This is a genomic window from Serratia sp. CoH_122_TC_1, from assembly GCF_058191755.1.
In genome coordinates this window covers 153,551-167,665 of sequence record NZ_JBXWLA010000014.1, presented here as the reverse complement: position 1 = coordinate 167,665, position 14,115 = coordinate 153,551, and the positions used below count along the sequence as shown (strand labels likewise).

General features: G+C 52.7%; 14 protein-coding genes and 1 tRNA gene. 5 read left to right on the top strand and 10 right to left on the bottom strand.

The annotated features are described in order from the left end of the window. Positions 1–442, top strand: a 442-nt coding sequence (locus tag AC2FC2_RS18520) for a hypothetical protein (RefSeq protein WP_490659699.1), incomplete at its 5' end; no start/stop codon positions are given. Positions 443–466: 24 nt separating this feature from the next. Here the strand turns inward: AC2FC2_RS18520 and AC2FC2_RS18515 are convergent. From AC2FC2_RS18515 to AC2FC2_RS18495, 5 genes are all read right to left on the bottom strand, one after another. Continuing rightward, positions 467–706 (bottom strand): hypothetical protein, encoded by a 240-nt coding sequence (locus AC2FC2_RS18515; RefSeq protein WP_490659698.1) that lies wholly within the window; start codon positions 704–706, stop codon positions 467–469. Next, a complete protein-coding gene (locus tag AC2FC2_RS18510; protein WP_414074151.1) occupies positions 706–948 on the bottom strand; it encodes a DinI family protein in 243 nt (80 codons plus the stop codon). Before AC2FC2_RS18510 ends, AC2FC2_RS18515 begins: the two co-directional genes overlap by 1 nt. 344 nt (positions 949–1,292) lie before the next feature. Next, a tRNA-Pro gene (locus tag AC2FC2_RS18505) sits at positions 1,293–1,369 on the bottom strand. A gap of 78 nt (positions 1,370–1,447) precedes the next feature. After that, complete coding sequence (yejM, locus tag AC2FC2_RS18500; protein WP_490659697.1) at positions 1,448–3,229, bottom strand: LPS biosynthesis-modulating metalloenzyme YejM; 1,782 nt, start codon at positions 3,227–3,229, stop codon at positions 1,448–1,450. A 9-nt stretch (positions 3,230–3,238) separates the two neighbouring features. Beyond that, positions 3,239–3,466, bottom strand: a complete 228-nt coding sequence (locus AC2FC2_RS18495) for a YejL family protein (RefSeq protein ID WP_006317912.1) — start codon at positions 3,464–3,466, stop codon at positions 3,239–3,241. Between the two features lie 357 nt (positions 3,467–3,823). On the opposite strand from AC2FC2_RS18495, the gene yejK reads away from it, so the two are divergent. Then, positions 3,824–4,834 carry a nucleoid-associated protein YejK gene (yejK, locus tag AC2FC2_RS18490; RefSeq protein WP_209636102.1) on the top strand — a complete coding sequence of 337 codons (1,011 nt, stop codon included), beginning with the start codon at positions 3,824–3,826 and terminating at the stop codon, positions 4,832–4,834. Between the two features lie 84 nt (positions 4,835–4,918). Here yejK and rplY read toward each other — a convergent pair whose 3' ends face one another. Then, positions 4,919–5,203 (bottom strand): 50S ribosomal protein L25, encoded by a 285-nt coding sequence (gene rplY, locus AC2FC2_RS18485; RefSeq protein WP_020827785.1) that lies wholly within the window; start codon positions 5,201–5,203, stop codon positions 4,919–4,921. 206 nt (positions 5,204–5,409) lie between these two features. Next, the gene (gene radD / locus AC2FC2_RS18480; protein ID WP_209636100.1) at positions 5,410–7,167 is read right to left on the bottom strand and encodes a DNA repair helicase RadD; all 1,758 of its coding nucleotides are present in this window, start codon (positions 7,165–7,167) and stop codon (positions 5,410–5,412) included. Positions 7,168–7,475: 308 nt separating this feature from the next. On the opposite strand from radD, the gene rsuA reads away from it, so the two are divergent. The 3 genes from rsuA to AC2FC2_RS18465 all read left to right on the top strand — a co-directional run bounded on the left by rsuA (position 7,476) and on the right by AC2FC2_RS18465 (position 10,387). Beyond that, positions 7,476–8,189 carry a 16S rRNA pseudouridine(516) synthase RsuA gene (gene rsuA, locus AC2FC2_RS18475; protein WP_209636098.1) on the top strand — a complete coding sequence of 238 codons (714 nt, stop codon included), beginning with the start codon at positions 7,476–7,478 and terminating at the stop codon, positions 8,187–8,189. Between the two features lie 39 nt (positions 8,190–8,228). Next, complete coding sequence (locus AC2FC2_RS18470; protein WP_037420858.1) at positions 8,229–9,437, top strand: Bcr/CflA family multidrug efflux MFS transporter; 1,209 nt, start codon at positions 8,229–8,231, stop codon at positions 9,435–9,437. Between the two features lie 605 nt (positions 9,438–10,042). Further along, on the top strand, positions 10,043–10,387 hold the full coding sequence (locus AC2FC2_RS18465) for a YejG family protein (protein WP_209636096.1): 345 nt from the start codon (positions 10,043–10,045) through the stop codon (positions 10,385–10,387). A gap of 8 nt (positions 10,388–10,395) precedes the next feature. On the opposite strand, the gene yejF is transcribed toward AC2FC2_RS18465, so the two are convergent. From yejF to AC2FC2_RS18450, 3 genes are read right to left on the bottom strand one after another with little or no spacing between them, the layout of a single operon-like run. Next, positions 10,396–11,988 (bottom strand): microcin C ABC transporter ATP-binding protein YejF, encoded by a 1,593-nt coding sequence (gene yejF, locus AC2FC2_RS18460; RefSeq protein WP_265556574.1) that lies wholly within the window; start codon positions 11,986–11,988, stop codon positions 10,396–10,398. Between the two features lies 1 nt (position 11,989). Next, positions 11,990–13,015 carry an ABC transporter permease gene (locus AC2FC2_RS18455; RefSeq protein WP_490659696.1) on the bottom strand — a complete coding sequence of 342 codons (1,026 nt, stop codon included), beginning with the start codon at positions 13,013–13,015 and terminating at the stop codon, positions 11,990–11,992. Beyond that, positions 13,012–14,106, bottom strand: a complete 1,095-nt coding sequence (locus tag AC2FC2_RS18450) for a microcin C ABC transporter permease YejB (RefSeq protein WP_209636090.1) — start codon at positions 14,104–14,106, stop codon at positions 13,012–13,014. The genes AC2FC2_RS18455 and AC2FC2_RS18450 overlap by 4 nt, the downstream gene beginning before the upstream one ends. Positions 14,107–14,115 lie beyond the last annotated feature (9 nt).

Below are 14,115 nucleotides of genomic sequence, written 5' to 3'. Positions count from 1 at the left end.
TGCGACTGATTTGTGGCTACCGTACCAGTCATGGATTGGTTATTTCCTGGCATTCGCTTACAAGCTGGTCGGTCGCAGTGACCATCCGATTGATAACGTGAATCTGTTGCTAAGGGCGACATCCGGCTCAGGTGCGCTGCGTGAGTTGGACTATTGCTGGTCTGAGTCCCGACGCGGCCAGCCGCCTACCATAGCATGGGTAATGGCGATACTGCTGATAGATAACCGACAATCAACGGTGAATGCTGCCGTTTCACTGTCAGAGACGTTCAAGGCTGAGTTTGGGCCGCGCCCTGGCTATCCTGGGCGGTTCTATGGTTACAGCAATAACACCTCTGAAGATTCAGAAGGCAAGGGTCGTCCAGGCACAAACATTCCATATCTGGCATCTAACCTGAGTGATCTGTGGCTGTATTACTATTTCTACCAAGGCTCGCTATAACTTTACTGCCGGGATGGACCCCGGCTATTTAAACAGCTTGTAATAGTCGTAATACATCGCAGCCTCAACAGCACTACCTTGGGTTTCGAATGGAGTTTCTGATATGAGTGGCCAGCGCCCTTTATGCAGAAAGTAGACCCAGAACTTACCTTCTTCATCTTCACGCAAAGCGAACATGGGAGGGCTGTTGATCGTTGGTGATGGGTAGCGATCGTTTTCAGTCAGAAGGAAAATCTGCCTACCATTTATTTTAAGACTGCCCATCAGACATCAGTGACCAGCCACTGATCGGCTTCTTCAAACATTTCTTCCAGCATGCGGTTCAGCTTTTCTTTGTCGCTTTTACTTGCGTCGGTGTTCAGGCTGTTGGCCTGCATCGGCTTCACACGAACGTCAGCGGCAGGAAAAATACCGTGAACCCGTTTGGTCAGTTCTGCCTTGATCATTTCAGCAGCACCAGGAAGCTCTGCCACATTGCGTTTATCAAATACGAGCTCTACGAACATTTATGCGCCCCTAAATTTAACTGTGATTTTATACAGTATATTCGGATGAGTGTTTTTTTCAATACTCAGCGATCCAATGGGGCATAAATGGGGCATGGATAGTGCAATAATGGGTGTTTCTGAGCGGGAGTGGGTTTTTCATGAAAGATAAAAAACTCATTAAAAACATAGCATAAGCAGTATTGGGCAGGTGTGACAAAAAGAGGCTCATTACGGTATAGACGTATTGAGATCGATCCCTAGTTTCGTCGGTAGTTTTACCATCGTTTTACCATTGTTTTACCATCGGCAAACTTCAGAAATAAAAAAACCAACCGCAACGGGTTGGTTTCTCTAAGGATTTTTGGTCGGCATGAGAGGATTCGAACCTCCGACCCCCGACACCCCATGACGGTGCGCTACCAAGCTGCGCTACATGCCGATACTATGGAAAATTATACTACCTGTTCCAAACGCCAAAGCAAGAGTACATACGCCTGACTGCTTGTATTTTAAGCAGTTAGTTGGCGATGAAACGTTTCACGTCGGTCAGCACCTGTAGCAGCAGGGCAAGTTGCGGCTTCTCGTCTTTTATCTCGTTGTCATTCTTGTCGTATGCGCGGTAGGTGCCATTGTTGTCCAACACCAGGGTTTGCGTTGGCGTGGTGATAACTAACAGATTGTTATCACCCGTGGCAATCCAGTTGTTCCTGCGCTGCGCGGTAAACAGGTCTTCCCCTTGAGAATAGTCATTAGGGGCGGTTTTCACGTGCAGCAGGCGTTGCATCAGGGTGCGCATGACGTCGTTATGACCGGTCAGTTTATTAATGGTCTGCGCCGGGGTGCCTGGCCAGTGGATGATCAACGGCACTTGTAACTGTTGCCGGTTGAAACTGCTGCCAGCCCCCCAATTGCCTTTGCCGGTATCATTAAACTCAACGCCGTGTTCTGCCGTAATCACCACAACGGTTTTATCCAGCATGCCGCGTTCTTTCAGCGTGCTGATGACCTGTGCAATTTGTGCGTCCACATCTTGCGCGCCTGCGCGGTAACGCTGAATAAAATCGGCGGGGGCAGGGGTTTTCTCATCGGCCGCAGGTTCAGCGCCGCGGAAATTGATATAAGAGAACCACGGACCATTGCCGCTCTGGTCAGTCAGCCAGTTTTGCCACTGCTGCGTGGTGACCGCATCGTTTTGCTTGATCGGTGTAGGCAGTGAGAAGTCTGTCAGCAGCGCCTGTCGGTAAAGGCTGGCATTGAAGCCATCAGATGAGAACAAACCAAACTGATACCCTTGGGCGCTGAGCGCACTGACCAGCGCTGAGGGTTTGCGTGACGCAAGGATGCTGTCCAGATAGGTCGGTGAAATGCCGTAGAACAGACCAAACAGACCGGTGTCCGCATGATTACCTGAGCTGTAGTGATCGCTGAAACGGACATTTTCCTGTGCGAAACGGGTAAGGGCAGGCATATCCTGCTTCATGTCCTGCTCCCGTACGCCATCCACCACGATCATCAGCAGGTTATAACCACTGCCTTTGTCGCTATAGCTAAGGTCGCTAAGCGGGTATTCAACCGCAACGGCCTCTGGATTCCCTTGCTGTACCAGGCGGCGTTCATATTCTTGCGAATCGAGCAGCCCGTGTTTCTCAAGGAATTTTCGCGCGGTCATTGGGTATGACAGCGGCAGATTGGCACGCTGCATGGTGATCGGGCGATAAAAATTGGCGTCAGCCCAAATATAAATCAGGTGCGATGCAAAAAAGGCACTGATGAACAGCACGGCCAGTGGCTTGCCGAAACGTTGACGGTTCAGGCTGCGCAGCTTTTGCCAGCTCCAGGTACCAAACAACATTTCCACCAGGAAGATAACGGGCACGCAGATAAACATCAGCTGCCAGTCACGCGCGAGCTCACTCTGGTCGGGGTTGATCACCAGTTCCCATACGACAGGATTAAGGTGAAGGTGGAAGTGCGTAAACACTTCGCTGTCTACCAGCAGTAACGTGAGCCCGGTCGTGGCCAGCGCGGCGGAAATAAACCGCAGCAACCGCTGCGACATCACCACAAAGGTGAGCGGGAATATCACCAACAGGTAGCCAGCGAAAACGATAAAGCTGAAATGCCCCAGTAAGCTGACCAGGGCATAAACCCGACCCAGCAGGGAAGAGGGCCAGTCGGTGACAAACAGGTAGCGGCTGCCTAGCCCGAGGGCAAGCAGAATATTGAATAAGGCGAACCAGTGCCCCCAGCTAATCATCTGGGAGACTTTTTCACGATAACGCTGACGGTTTGTCACCATAATTATTTATTAATGCGCTTTATCTTCACGAATAGAAGCTTGCAGAGCTTCTGCAAACGATCTTGCCAATGTTTTCCGCTGGGCGGGAGCAACACTGGTGTTGATCAGATTAGTTACCATGTTGCCCAGCACCATCAGAGAGAGATCGGTGGGAGTATGGTGTTTTTCCAGAACATTAACCAGCTCAGAGAGCAGCTGTTCAACGTGTTCGTCACTGTAACGGGATGATTGTGGCATAAAATTGCGCTTCGTAGCCTGACAAAGTCCCATATCTTACCGTATAGGGCAGTGATTTTCCGCTCTTTTATCGATCCCCTTCATACTTGGTGCATCAGCAGTGCCGGCTATTTTGGATTCCTCGTATCGTCTGAGGGATCTCCCCCTGCACGCAGCGTTCAAATCTGCACCTATCAGGCTTAGCCCAACAACAACGAACTGGCCTTCGTTCATCAGGACTCCCACCTTTTCCGTCTTGTGGCAGCGCCAATACCCTGGGAAATTGCCCTTTCAATTTCACCTTTTTACCGGTCTTAAAAGTTGCAGGGCGGGGACTTCAGTGTTTGAATACGCGGCTAAAGAACAGGAGGAATTACCATGAGTCTGGATATCGACCAGATCGCTCTGCACCAGTTGGTCAAACGCGACGAACAAACGCTGGACGTAGTGCTGCGCGACTCTCTGCTTCCCACCAATGCGGCGGTGGAAGAGATGATGGAAGAGCTGCACCGTGTCTACAGTGCCAAGAGCAAGGCCTATGGCCTGTTCAATGAAGGCAGTGAGCTGGCGGATGCGCTGCGCACCTGCCGGAAGGAAGATAAGGACTTTCTGGCTTTCAGCCGTGCGGCGACGGGCCGTCTGCGCGATGAACTGGCCAAGTATCCGTTTGCTGAAGGTGGCGTAGTGCTGTTCGGCCAGTACCGTTACCTGGCAGTGGAGTACTTGCTGATCGCGGTGCTGAACAGCCGTAACAGTTCGCGTGTAAATGAAGAGCTGGATATCAACACCACCCATTATCTGGATATCAATCATGCCGATATCGTGGCGCGTATCGATCTGACCGAGTGGGAAACCAATCCAGAATCGACCCGCTATCTGACGTTCCTGAAAGGGCGCGTAGGCCGTAAGGTCTCCGATTTCTTCATGGACTTCCTGGCGGCGTCTGAAGGGTTGGACACCAAGGCCCAAAACCGGGGTTTACTGCAGGCCGTTGATGACTATTGCGCCGACGCGCAGTTGGATAAAAACGAGCGTCAGTCGGTGCGTCAGCAGGTTTACAGCTATTGCAATGAACAGTTGCAGGCGGGTGAAGAGATTGAACTGCAAGAACTGTCGAAAGAGATCGCACCGGTAGGCGAAAAAGACTTTATGCAGTTCTCCAGCGAGCAGGGTTATCAGTTGGAAGACAGCTTCCCTGCCGATCGCGGTACGCTGCGCCAGTTGACTAAATTTGCCGGCAGCGGCGGCGGTATCAGCATGAACTTTGACGCCATGTTGTTGGGTGAGCGCGTTTTCTGGGATGCGGCCACTGACACATTGACGATCAAAGGCACACCGCCGAACCTGCGCGATCAGTTACAACGTCGGTTGAACAGCGGCAACAAATGATGTTGCCGGATCGCAGACAATAAAAAACGCCGCAATTGCGGCGTTTTTTACTTCGGCGTCCCGAAAAGCTCGAATACGTTGCGATTACGCGCGAACGAAGTCGATGTGGGTCAGCTTCGGCTTGAACGGGTGACGCTGTACAGCCTGAACTTTAACTTTGGTTTCTTTACCGTCGATAACCAGAGTTACAGCTTCGCTGTAGAATTCTGCTTTGGCTTCCATGTTCTTAACAGAATCATGGTCCAGCTCGATGGAAACTGGAGCTTCTTCGCCACCGTAAACGATAGCTGGGAATTTATTTGCTGCACGCAGGCGGCGGCTCGCACCCTTACCCTGGTCTTTACGTACTTCTACATTGATAGTGAACATTGTTTTTTCTCTTAAAAGAAAATGTACCCTGCTACAGGCGACCCAGTAGCAAGTTCGATTTACCCGTTGCCGTCCAGACGCTAGCCTGTAATGCGTAAGGTATAACCTGCTTTAGCGCCGGGCGAACCCAGGCAAAGCGGGCGGCATTTTAACGGAAAGCCGGCCACAGGGCAATGGAAACCTACCCGATGTACCTGCAACCAACATCAATACAGTTCATTGGCACGGCGGAAGCGGCCTTGATAATCGAACACTTTTTCCCGCACCTGCCAGAATTGCCCGCGCTTGCGTGCCACCACGAAATCCGGATGGCGTAGCAATGTTTGTTGAGCCAGCACGTCGGCAGCCGTTTGCCAACTGAACGGCACCCCCGGTGCGCGCTGGTGGGGGCGTAAGAACAGCATCTCGAAGGCTTTACGCTGCGCCGGTGTCTGTAACCGGAAACGTTCACCGGTGCTGGTGCCCTCTTCGTCGTAATAGGTGGCCTTCAACCATTCGCCTTTTTCATCACGACCGCTTTGCAATTCCATGCCGCCACAGCGTAGCACCAGAGCATCTTTTAATTTCAGCGCTGCCTTTAGCATATCATCGGGATCGACTAACACCTCTTGGCACTGGTGGCAGCGGCGGGCCGCAATGTCGTTTTCAGCGCCACAATGTGGGCAAATTTTGAAGCGGAAACGGTAGTCGCATTGCTCGCGATGGCCTTCATCGTCCTCCAGCCAGCCTTGGCAGCGGCGCCCGTAGTGTTCGATGATATCGCCATTCTCGGTGCATTTGCCCCAAAACAGGTTGGCGAAACCGCAGCCGGGACAGAACACCTGTACCGGTTGGCTATCACTGTGTGGCTTACTGACGCCCACTTCCGGCGTGAACAGATCGTGTGGATTACCGGCATAATCGAGGATCAGACAATCCTCTTTACCGGGTGATAACCGCAGCCCACGCCCGACAATTTGTTGATACAGGCTGACGGATTCCGTCGGGCGCAAGATGGCGATCAGATCGACGTGCGGCGCATCAAAACCGGTGGTTAACACCGCCACATTGACCAAATAGCGCAACTGTTGCTGTTTGAACGCCTCAATCAGTGCATCACGCTCGGCGGCAGGGGTTTCGGCGCTGACCAGTGCGGCTTCGCCCGCTGGCAGCAAGCCGTGAATTTCACGTGCGTGTTCAACGGTGGAGGCAAAAATCATCACTCCCTTGCGGGTTTCAGCGTATTCAACGATCTGGCTGATGATGTGTGGCGTGATGCGATTTTGTTGTTTTAGCTCACGGTTCAGGTCAACTTCACTGAACAATCCGTTGCTTCTGGCCTCCAGGCGGCTGAAATCATACTGTACGATGGGCATATCCAGCCGTTCCGGCGGGACCAAATAGCCATTCTTGATCATATAACGCAGCGGCAACTCATAAATGCAGTCGCGAAACAGGCTGCTGGCATCGCCGCGAGTAATACCATGATAGTGGTACTGATAAATCCAGCCTTTGCCCAGCCGGTAAGGGGTTGCAGTCAGGCCCAGCAGGCGTAACTGCGGATTGGTTTTTTGCAGATGCTGGATAATCTGTTGGTATTGGCTGTCGTCATCGTCGCTGATGCGGTGACATTCGTCGATAATCAGCAGGGAAAACGCGCCGTCGAACAGCGGCAAGTTACGCGCCACAGACTGGACGCTGCCGAACACCACCTTACCGGCACTGTCCTTTTGCTGTAGCCCGGCAGCAAAGATATCTGCATCCAGCCCATAGGCGCAGTATTTAGCGTGGTTTTGTGCCACGAGTTCCTTTACGTGGGCCAGCACCAAGACGCGGCCGCGAGCGCGTTTCGCCAGTTCGGCAATCACCAGGCTTTTGCCCGCGCCGGTTGGCAGCACGATCAGCGCCGGTTGCGGATGCTGGCGGAAATGTTTGATGGTGGCTTCGACGGCTTCCAACTGATAGGGGCGTAGAGTAAAGGCCATAAATTAACGCCTTGAATTGATTGGGGCTGTCAGGAACAGGTTTTGTAACATCTGAACCCAAAAAAACAGTGACATTTTACTCCCCTGACGGCCAAATAATTTCTATATTATGCCTTCTGAGCGCTCGCGGTGCGAGACATGTGGAAATTACCTCTGTCAGGGGGCCGTTTCCGCCGCTATACTCGTGTGACAGTAATCGCTGTTTCCCCCCCTTCGATCCTGCCCTGTTGCATTTGGTGCAACTGCGGGTGTCATATTTTAGCAATACGATCAATGCGATCATAACAACGACAGGCAAAGCAGATTCAATGCGACTGGACAAGTTTTTATCTCAACAGTTAGGTGTTAGCCGCGCGCTGGTAGCGCGTGAACTTCGGGCAAAACGCGTCACCGTGGACGGTGAAGTGGTGAAGAGCGGCGCACTTAAGCTGACGCCGGAGCAGGAAGTGGCGTTTGACGGTAATCCTCTGCAGCGTCAGAACGGCCCACGTTACTTTATGCTGAACAAACCACAGGGTTACGTCTGTTCTACAGACGATCCCGATCACCCGACGGTGCTGTATTTTCTCGATGAGCCGGTTGCCTATAAGCTTCATGCTGCTGGCCGCCTGGACATTGATACCACCGGTTTGGTGCTGATGACCGATGACGGTCAATGGTCACACCGTATTACCTCGCCAAAGCACCATTGTGAAAAAACCTATTTGGTGACGCTGGAACATCCACTGGCGGACGATACTGCGCAGCAATTTGCTGAAGGTGTGCAGCTGCATAACGAAAAAGATCTGACACGGCCTGCGCAACTGGAAAAAATTGAAGACAAACTGGTGCGTTTGACCATCAGCGAAGGGCGTTATCACCAGGTTAAACGTATGTTTGCGGCGGTCGGTAACCGCGTTCTCGAGCTGCATCGTGAACGTATCGGTGCCATCGTGATGGATGACGATTTGGCTGAGGGCGAATACCGTCCATTGACCGAAGAAGAAATTGCCAGCGTGGGTGCACCGCATCTGCAGGATTAATTCATTATTACACTACGGCTGATGAAGGAGTCGTCGAACGTGCTACAGAACCGGTCATCTCACCTCGGTTTGATTTTTATTCTGGGCCTGCTGTCCATGTTGATGCCGTTGGCTATCGACATGTACCTGCCCAGCATGCCGGTGATTGCTAAACAGTTCGGCGTAGAGTCGGGTAGCGTGCAGATGACGCTCAGCGCCTATATGCTCGGTTTTGCTTTGGGGCAGCTGTTCTACGGACCGATGTCGGACAGCATTGGCCGCAAACCGGTGATCCTGTGGGGAACGCTGATCTTCGCCATTGCCGGCGGAGCCTGTGCGATGGCGCAGTCGATCGATCAACTGATCAACCTGCGCTTCCTGCACGGGCTGTCGGCTGCGGCGGCCAGCGTGGTGATTAATGCCCTGATGCGCGATATGTTCACCAAGGATGAGTTCTCGCGCATGATGTCGTTTGTCATTCTGGTGATGACCATAGCTCCACTGCTTGCCCCGATGATCGGCGGTGCGTTGCTGTTGTGGTTCAGCTGGCATGCGATTTTCTGGACGATGGGCGCGGCAGCCCTGATCGGCTCGCTGTTGGTTGCGTTCTTCATCAAGGAGACGCTGCCCAAAGAGCGGCGGCAGAAATTCCATCTGCGTACCACGTTAGGCAACTTCGGTTCATTGTTCCGCCACAAGCGAGTGTTGAGCTATATGCTTGCCAGCGCCTTCTCCTTTGCCGGTATGTTCTCGTTTCTCAGCGCCGGGCCGTTTGTGTATATCGAACTGAATAACGTTTCACCACAACACTTTGGCTACTATTTTGCGTTGAACATTGTGTTTTTGTTCCTGACAACGTTGGTCAACAGCCGCAATGTCAGGCGACTGGGGGCGGTCAAGATGTTCCGCCTGGGGCTGTTTGTTCAGTTGGCGATGGGGTTATGGTTGTTGGCGGTGAGTGCCGTGGGCTTGGGTTTCTGGGCGCTGGTCATTGGCGTTGCGGTGTATCTGGGCTGTATCGCGATGATCTCATCAAACGCCATGGCGGTGATCCTGGATGATTTTCCGCATATGGCGGGCACGGCCTCTTCACTGGCCGGGACGCTGCGTTTCAGTATCGGTGCGCTAGTGGGGGCAGTGTTGGCTATGGCACCGGGCAAGAGCGCATGGCCAATGGTTTCCTCCATGGCGTTGTGCAGTATCGTTGCCGTGCTGTTCTATTTGTATGCCAGCCGACCACGGCATAAAGCCTCGCCTGCTACCCCGTAATGTGATTATACCCCCACTCAAGGTCTCAACAAATGTGGGCTTGAGTGGGGTAAACTTTCCGTCCTCTCCCTTCTCAAATATCCAATGGCAAAAAAACTGGCTGCTAAGCATCAGCGTGCTAATTAAATGTGCGCTGAGAGGGCTGTGTTTTTTTTGTTAAAAATAAGGCTCGTTCTATGCCGGAGAACCGCAGGGTGTAACGCGGTATGTTTTGTCTGGAAATTACGCTTAATTTGATTTAACGATAATGATAATCAATGAGTTATCTCATTGTGACCTTCTGATGTTCGAGGTTAAATGTTTCTGCAATGTAAAATTATAAAGAGCAAAAAGTAGCCGTATTGCAAGAAAAAAGAGTTGTGATCGGGACGGGAAAGGGTTACATATAACGCAAAAATGCGAGCTGAGTCGCAAAATGCCGTGAAACGACACCGCACGGCGCATGAAAACACCATGACATCAGCACGCGCAGGCCTAAGTTAATTAGTCGTGACAAATTTACATTTAAATAACATTTGTACGCGGCAGAGTCGGTAGTCAGCGGCTATAACTTAGTAAGCCTGTCAGGAAAAAAGTGTTTCATCTTTTCAAACTAGGGATTTCATGTGGAAAGTATCCAACTTTCGGTAGTGCATCGCTTGCCGCAAAGTTATCGTTGGCTATCAGGTTTTACCGGCATCAAGGTTGAACCCATTCCGCTCAGCGGAATAGACGAAGATAACAATCTGATTGGCCTGAAATTACTCAGCCATGAAGGGGCTGATGCGTGGCAGGTTATGCAACAGCTTAATCTGTCTTTGCAAGAGATTCAGGTGGATTGCGCCGTTGTGGAGTGGGAAGGGCAACCTTGCCTGTTCGTGCAACGCTGTGACGAAAGCGCAACCATGTGCCGCTTAAAAAATGTAGGCGCTGCGATTGCTGAACCTATGAGCGCCCAATACCCATTCTGATCCCGTCGCTAGTCCGCCAACTGTAACAGTTGCTGCGTGTAAGCGGCGGCGGGCGAAGTAAAGATCGTCTGGCAGTCACCTTGTTCGACCACCTCTCCCTGCCGCAGCACAATCACTTGATGGCACAGTGAACGCACCACCTGTAAATCATGACTGATAAACAGATAGGCCAGCCGGTGGCGTTGCTGCAGCGATTTCAACAGCGTCAGGATTTGTGCCTGTACCGATTTGTCCAACGACGAGGTCGGCTCATCCAGGATCAGTAACTGCGGCTGTAAAATAAGCGCGCGTGCGATGGCGATGCGTTGACGCTGCCCGCCGGAAAATTCGGTCGGGTAACGGTGGCGCAGGGCAGGATCCAGCCCGACCTCCTGCAATACAGCTATCACCCGTTGCTCTCGTTGCTCGGCGTTTAACGTCTGATGAACCTCTAACCCTTCGGCTATGATTTGCAGCACATTCAGCCGCGGATTGAGTGCAGAGTAAGGATCCTGAAACACAATCTGCATTTGGCTACGGTACGGCAGCATTTGTTTCATGTTGAACTGGTGTAACGGCTGACCGTTAAACCACACCGCACCGCCAGCGTTCAGCAGGCGCAGTAACGCCAGCCCGGTGGTGCTTTTCCCTGAGCCAGATTCGCCCACCAGGCCGATGCTTTCACCCGCCCTTAATTCAAAACTCAGCCCTTTCAGCGCGTAATTGTGATCAATCGTACGGCGTAACAGCCCGCGTTTGATCGGGAAACTGACTTGCAGATTTTCCACCTTCAGCAGTGGCGCGGCATCAGCCGGTAGCGGTAATGGCACACCGACATCTTCTGCCGCCAACAACTGCTGGGTATACGCGTGTTGTGGCCTGCTGAACAGATTGGAGCGGCTGTTTTGTTCGACGCAATGGCCATGGCGCATCACGGCCACATTGTCCGCCAGGCGGCGCACAATATTCAGGTTGTGGGTGATAAACAGCAGCCCCATGCCCATCTCTTGCTTTAGCTCTTTCAATAACGACAGGATCTGTGCCTGAATGGTCACATCGAGCGCGGTAGTGGGCTCATCGGCAATCAGCAGTTTGGGCTGGGTTAACACCGCCATGGCAATCATCACCCGCTGACGTTCGCCGCCGGAAAGTTGATGCGGGTAGTCTTTTAATCGGCCTTTAGCGTTGCGGATACCAACGCGATCCAGACACTGGATAACCTCACCACGCGCAACGTCGCGTCGCATACCGCGATGCAGCGCCAGCACTTCCGTCAGCTGTTTCTCAATCGTGTGCAATGGATTGAGCGACACCATCGGCTCCTGGAAAATCATCGAAATCTGGTTACCGCGGACCTTGCGGAGTTCGGCCTCTGGCGCATGCAGTAACGAATGGCCATTAAACTGGATATCACCGCCGGTATAGATCACGGGAGGCGACGGCAGCAGGCGCAGTATCGATAAAGCCGTGACGCTTTTGCCCGAGCCGGATTCACCCACCAGTGCCAGCGTTTCTGCTTTTTCTATCTGCAATGAAATGCCATTGACCACCGGATTCAGTTGGCCTCCCTGGCGGAAAGCGACGCTGAGATCCTGAATTGAAAGCAAAGGAGAGCTAGCCATATCAATGCGCCTTGCTGGGGTCAAAGGCGTCGCGAACTGCTTCGCCGATAAAAATGAGAAGAGACAGCAGTACTGCCAGCACCAGGAATGCGGTGATGCCGAGCCAGGGTGCCTGAAGATTGTTCTTTCCTTGCAGCAACAGCTCACCCAATGAAGGTGAGCCGATTGGCAGACCGAAACCAAGAAAATCGAGAGAGGTCAGGGTGGTGATTGAACCGCACAGGATAAAGGGTAAAAAGGTCAACATGGCCACCATCGCATTGGGCAGCATATGGCGATACATAATGACCCTGTCTTTTACCCCCATGCCACGCGCGGCGCGGATATAATCGTAGTTGCGGGTGCGCAGGAATTCGGCGCGTACCACACCCACCAGGCTCATCCAGCCAAATAAAATGGTAATACCGAGCAACCACCAGAAATTGGGCTGTACGATGCTCGACAGCAGGATGATCAAAAACAGCGTCGGCATGCCTGACCACACCTCAATAAAGCGTTGGCCCCACAGATCAACGCGGCCGCCGTAATAGCCTTGCATCGCGCCCACACAGACACCAATCACGCTGGAGAATAGCGTTAGCGCGAGCCCAAACAGCATTGATATACGAAAGCCATACAGTACGCGGGCCAGCACGTCACTGCCGTTACTGTCGGTGCCCAACAGGTTATGGCGTGAAGGGGCCGAGGGGAAGGGCACGTCAGTAGCGAAGTTGATGGTGTCGTAACTGAAGCGAATTGGCGGCCAAACGGCCCATCCGTGGTGGTCTATCTGTTGCTTTACGAACGGATCCTGGTAATCGGTAGTGGTATGCAGTTCTCCGCCGAAGGTGGTCTCGCTGTAGTCAAAGATGAACGGCAAATACACATGGCCTTCGTAACGGACGAGCAAGGGTCTGTCGTTGGCAAGCAGGTTGGCACCTAAGCTGAGAGTAAACAGCACCAAAAAAATCCACAGTGACCAATAGCCACGACGATTACTGCGAAAACGCGCCCAGCGGGCCTGATTTATCGGGCTTAGACGGTTCATTGGCGTGCCTCGAAATCAATGCGCGGATCGACCAGGGTATAGGTGATGTCGCTGAGGATATTCAAGAGCAGGCCAATCAGGGTGAAGATATACAACGTGCCGAACATGACGGGATAATCCCGTTGCAGGGTGGCGTCGTAACCCAGTAACCCCAGCCCATTGAGCGAGAACATCACCTCGATCAACAATGAACCGGTGAAGAACATGCTGACAAAGGTCGCCGGGAAGCCTGCGATAACCAGCAGCATCGCGTTTCGGAACACGTGTCGGTAAAGGATTTTCTTCTCGTCGAGCCCTTTGGCGCGTGCAGTCACCACGTACTGTTTGCGGATTTCATCGAGAAACGAATTCTTGGTGAGCATCGTGAGCGTGGCGAAACCGCCAATCACCGTCGCCAGCACCGGCAGTGTGATATGCCACAGGTAGTCGGTTATTTTGCCGTACCACGGCAGGGTATCGAAGTTGCTGGAAACCAGACCGCGAAGTGGGAACCAATCGAGGTAGCTGCCGCCGGCGAACAGCACGATCATCAGAATGGCGAACAGGAAAGCAGGAATAGCATAACCGATGATAATCAGGGTGCTACTCCAGGTATCAAAGGCGCTGCCGTTATTGACGGCTTTGCGGATACCCAGCGGTATCGACACCAAATAGATAATCAGCGTGCTCCACAACCCCAGCGTAATAGAGACAGGCAGGCTATGGCCAATCAGCTGCATTACTGACGCACCGCGAAACAGGCTGTCACCAAAGTCAAAGCGCATGTAGTTCCACAGCATGGTGAAATAGCGCTCGTGCAAGGGTTTGTCGAAGCCATAACGTTTGGTGATCTCGGCGATAACCTCCGGATCCAGGCCGCGCGAGCCGCGGTACTGGCTATCCGTCGCGCTGCCGACACCGATGCGTGCATGGCCCAGTTTTTCACCGGCGCCACCGCCGCCGAAACCGCTGCTTTGGCCCATTTCAATGGCAGCAATGGCCTGATCGACCGGCCCGCCAGGGGCGATTTGCACGATGAAAAAGTTAATGGTGATGATCGCCCACAGCGTGGGGATAATCAGCAACAATCTGCGAATCAGATAAGCCGCCATCGCAGACTC

Bases quoted from the DNA above. Each gene is read 5' to 3' on its own strand.
- AC2FC2_RS18515 (WP_490659698.1), bottom strand. From the start codon at position 706: ATGGGCAGTCTTAAAATAAATGGTAGGCAGATTTTCCTTCTGACTGAA.
- AC2FC2_RS18510 (WP_414074151.1), bottom strand. From the start codon at position 948: ATGTTCGTAGAGCTCGTATTTGATAAACGCAATGTGGCAGAGCTTCCT.
- yejM (WP_490659697.1), bottom strand. From the start codon at position 3,229: ATGGTGACAAACCGTCAGCGTTATCGTGAAAAAGTCTCCCAGATGATT.
- AC2FC2_RS18495 (WP_006317912.1), bottom strand. From the start codon at position 3,466: ATGCCACAATCATCCCGTTACAGTGACGAACACGTTGAACAGCTGCTC.
- yejK (WP_209636102.1), top strand. From the start codon at position 3,824: ATGAGTCTGGATATCGACCAGATCGCTCTGCACCAGTTGGTCAAACGC.
- rplY (WP_020827785.1), bottom strand. From the start codon at position 5,203: ATGTTCACTATCAATGTAGAAGTACGTAAAGACCAGGGTAAGGGTGCG.
- radD (WP_209636100.1), bottom strand. From the start codon at position 7,167: ATGGCCTTTACTCTACGCCCCTATCAGTTGGAAGCCGTCGAAGCCACC.
- rsuA (WP_209636098.1), top strand. From the start codon at position 7,476: ATGCGACTGGACAAGTTTTTATCTCAACAGTTAGGTGTTAGCCGCGCG.
- yejF (WP_265556574.1), bottom strand. From the start codon at position 11,988: ATGGCTAGCTCTCCTTTGCTTTCAATTCAGGATCTCAGCGTCGCTTTC.
- AC2FC2_RS18455 (WP_490659696.1), bottom strand. From the start codon at position 13,015: ATGAACCGTCTAAGCCCGATAAATCAGGCCCGCTGGGCGCGTTTTCGC.
- AC2FC2_RS18450 (WP_209636090.1), bottom strand. From the start codon at position 14,106: ATGGCGGCTTATCTGATTCGCAGATTGTTGCTGATTATCCCCACGCTG.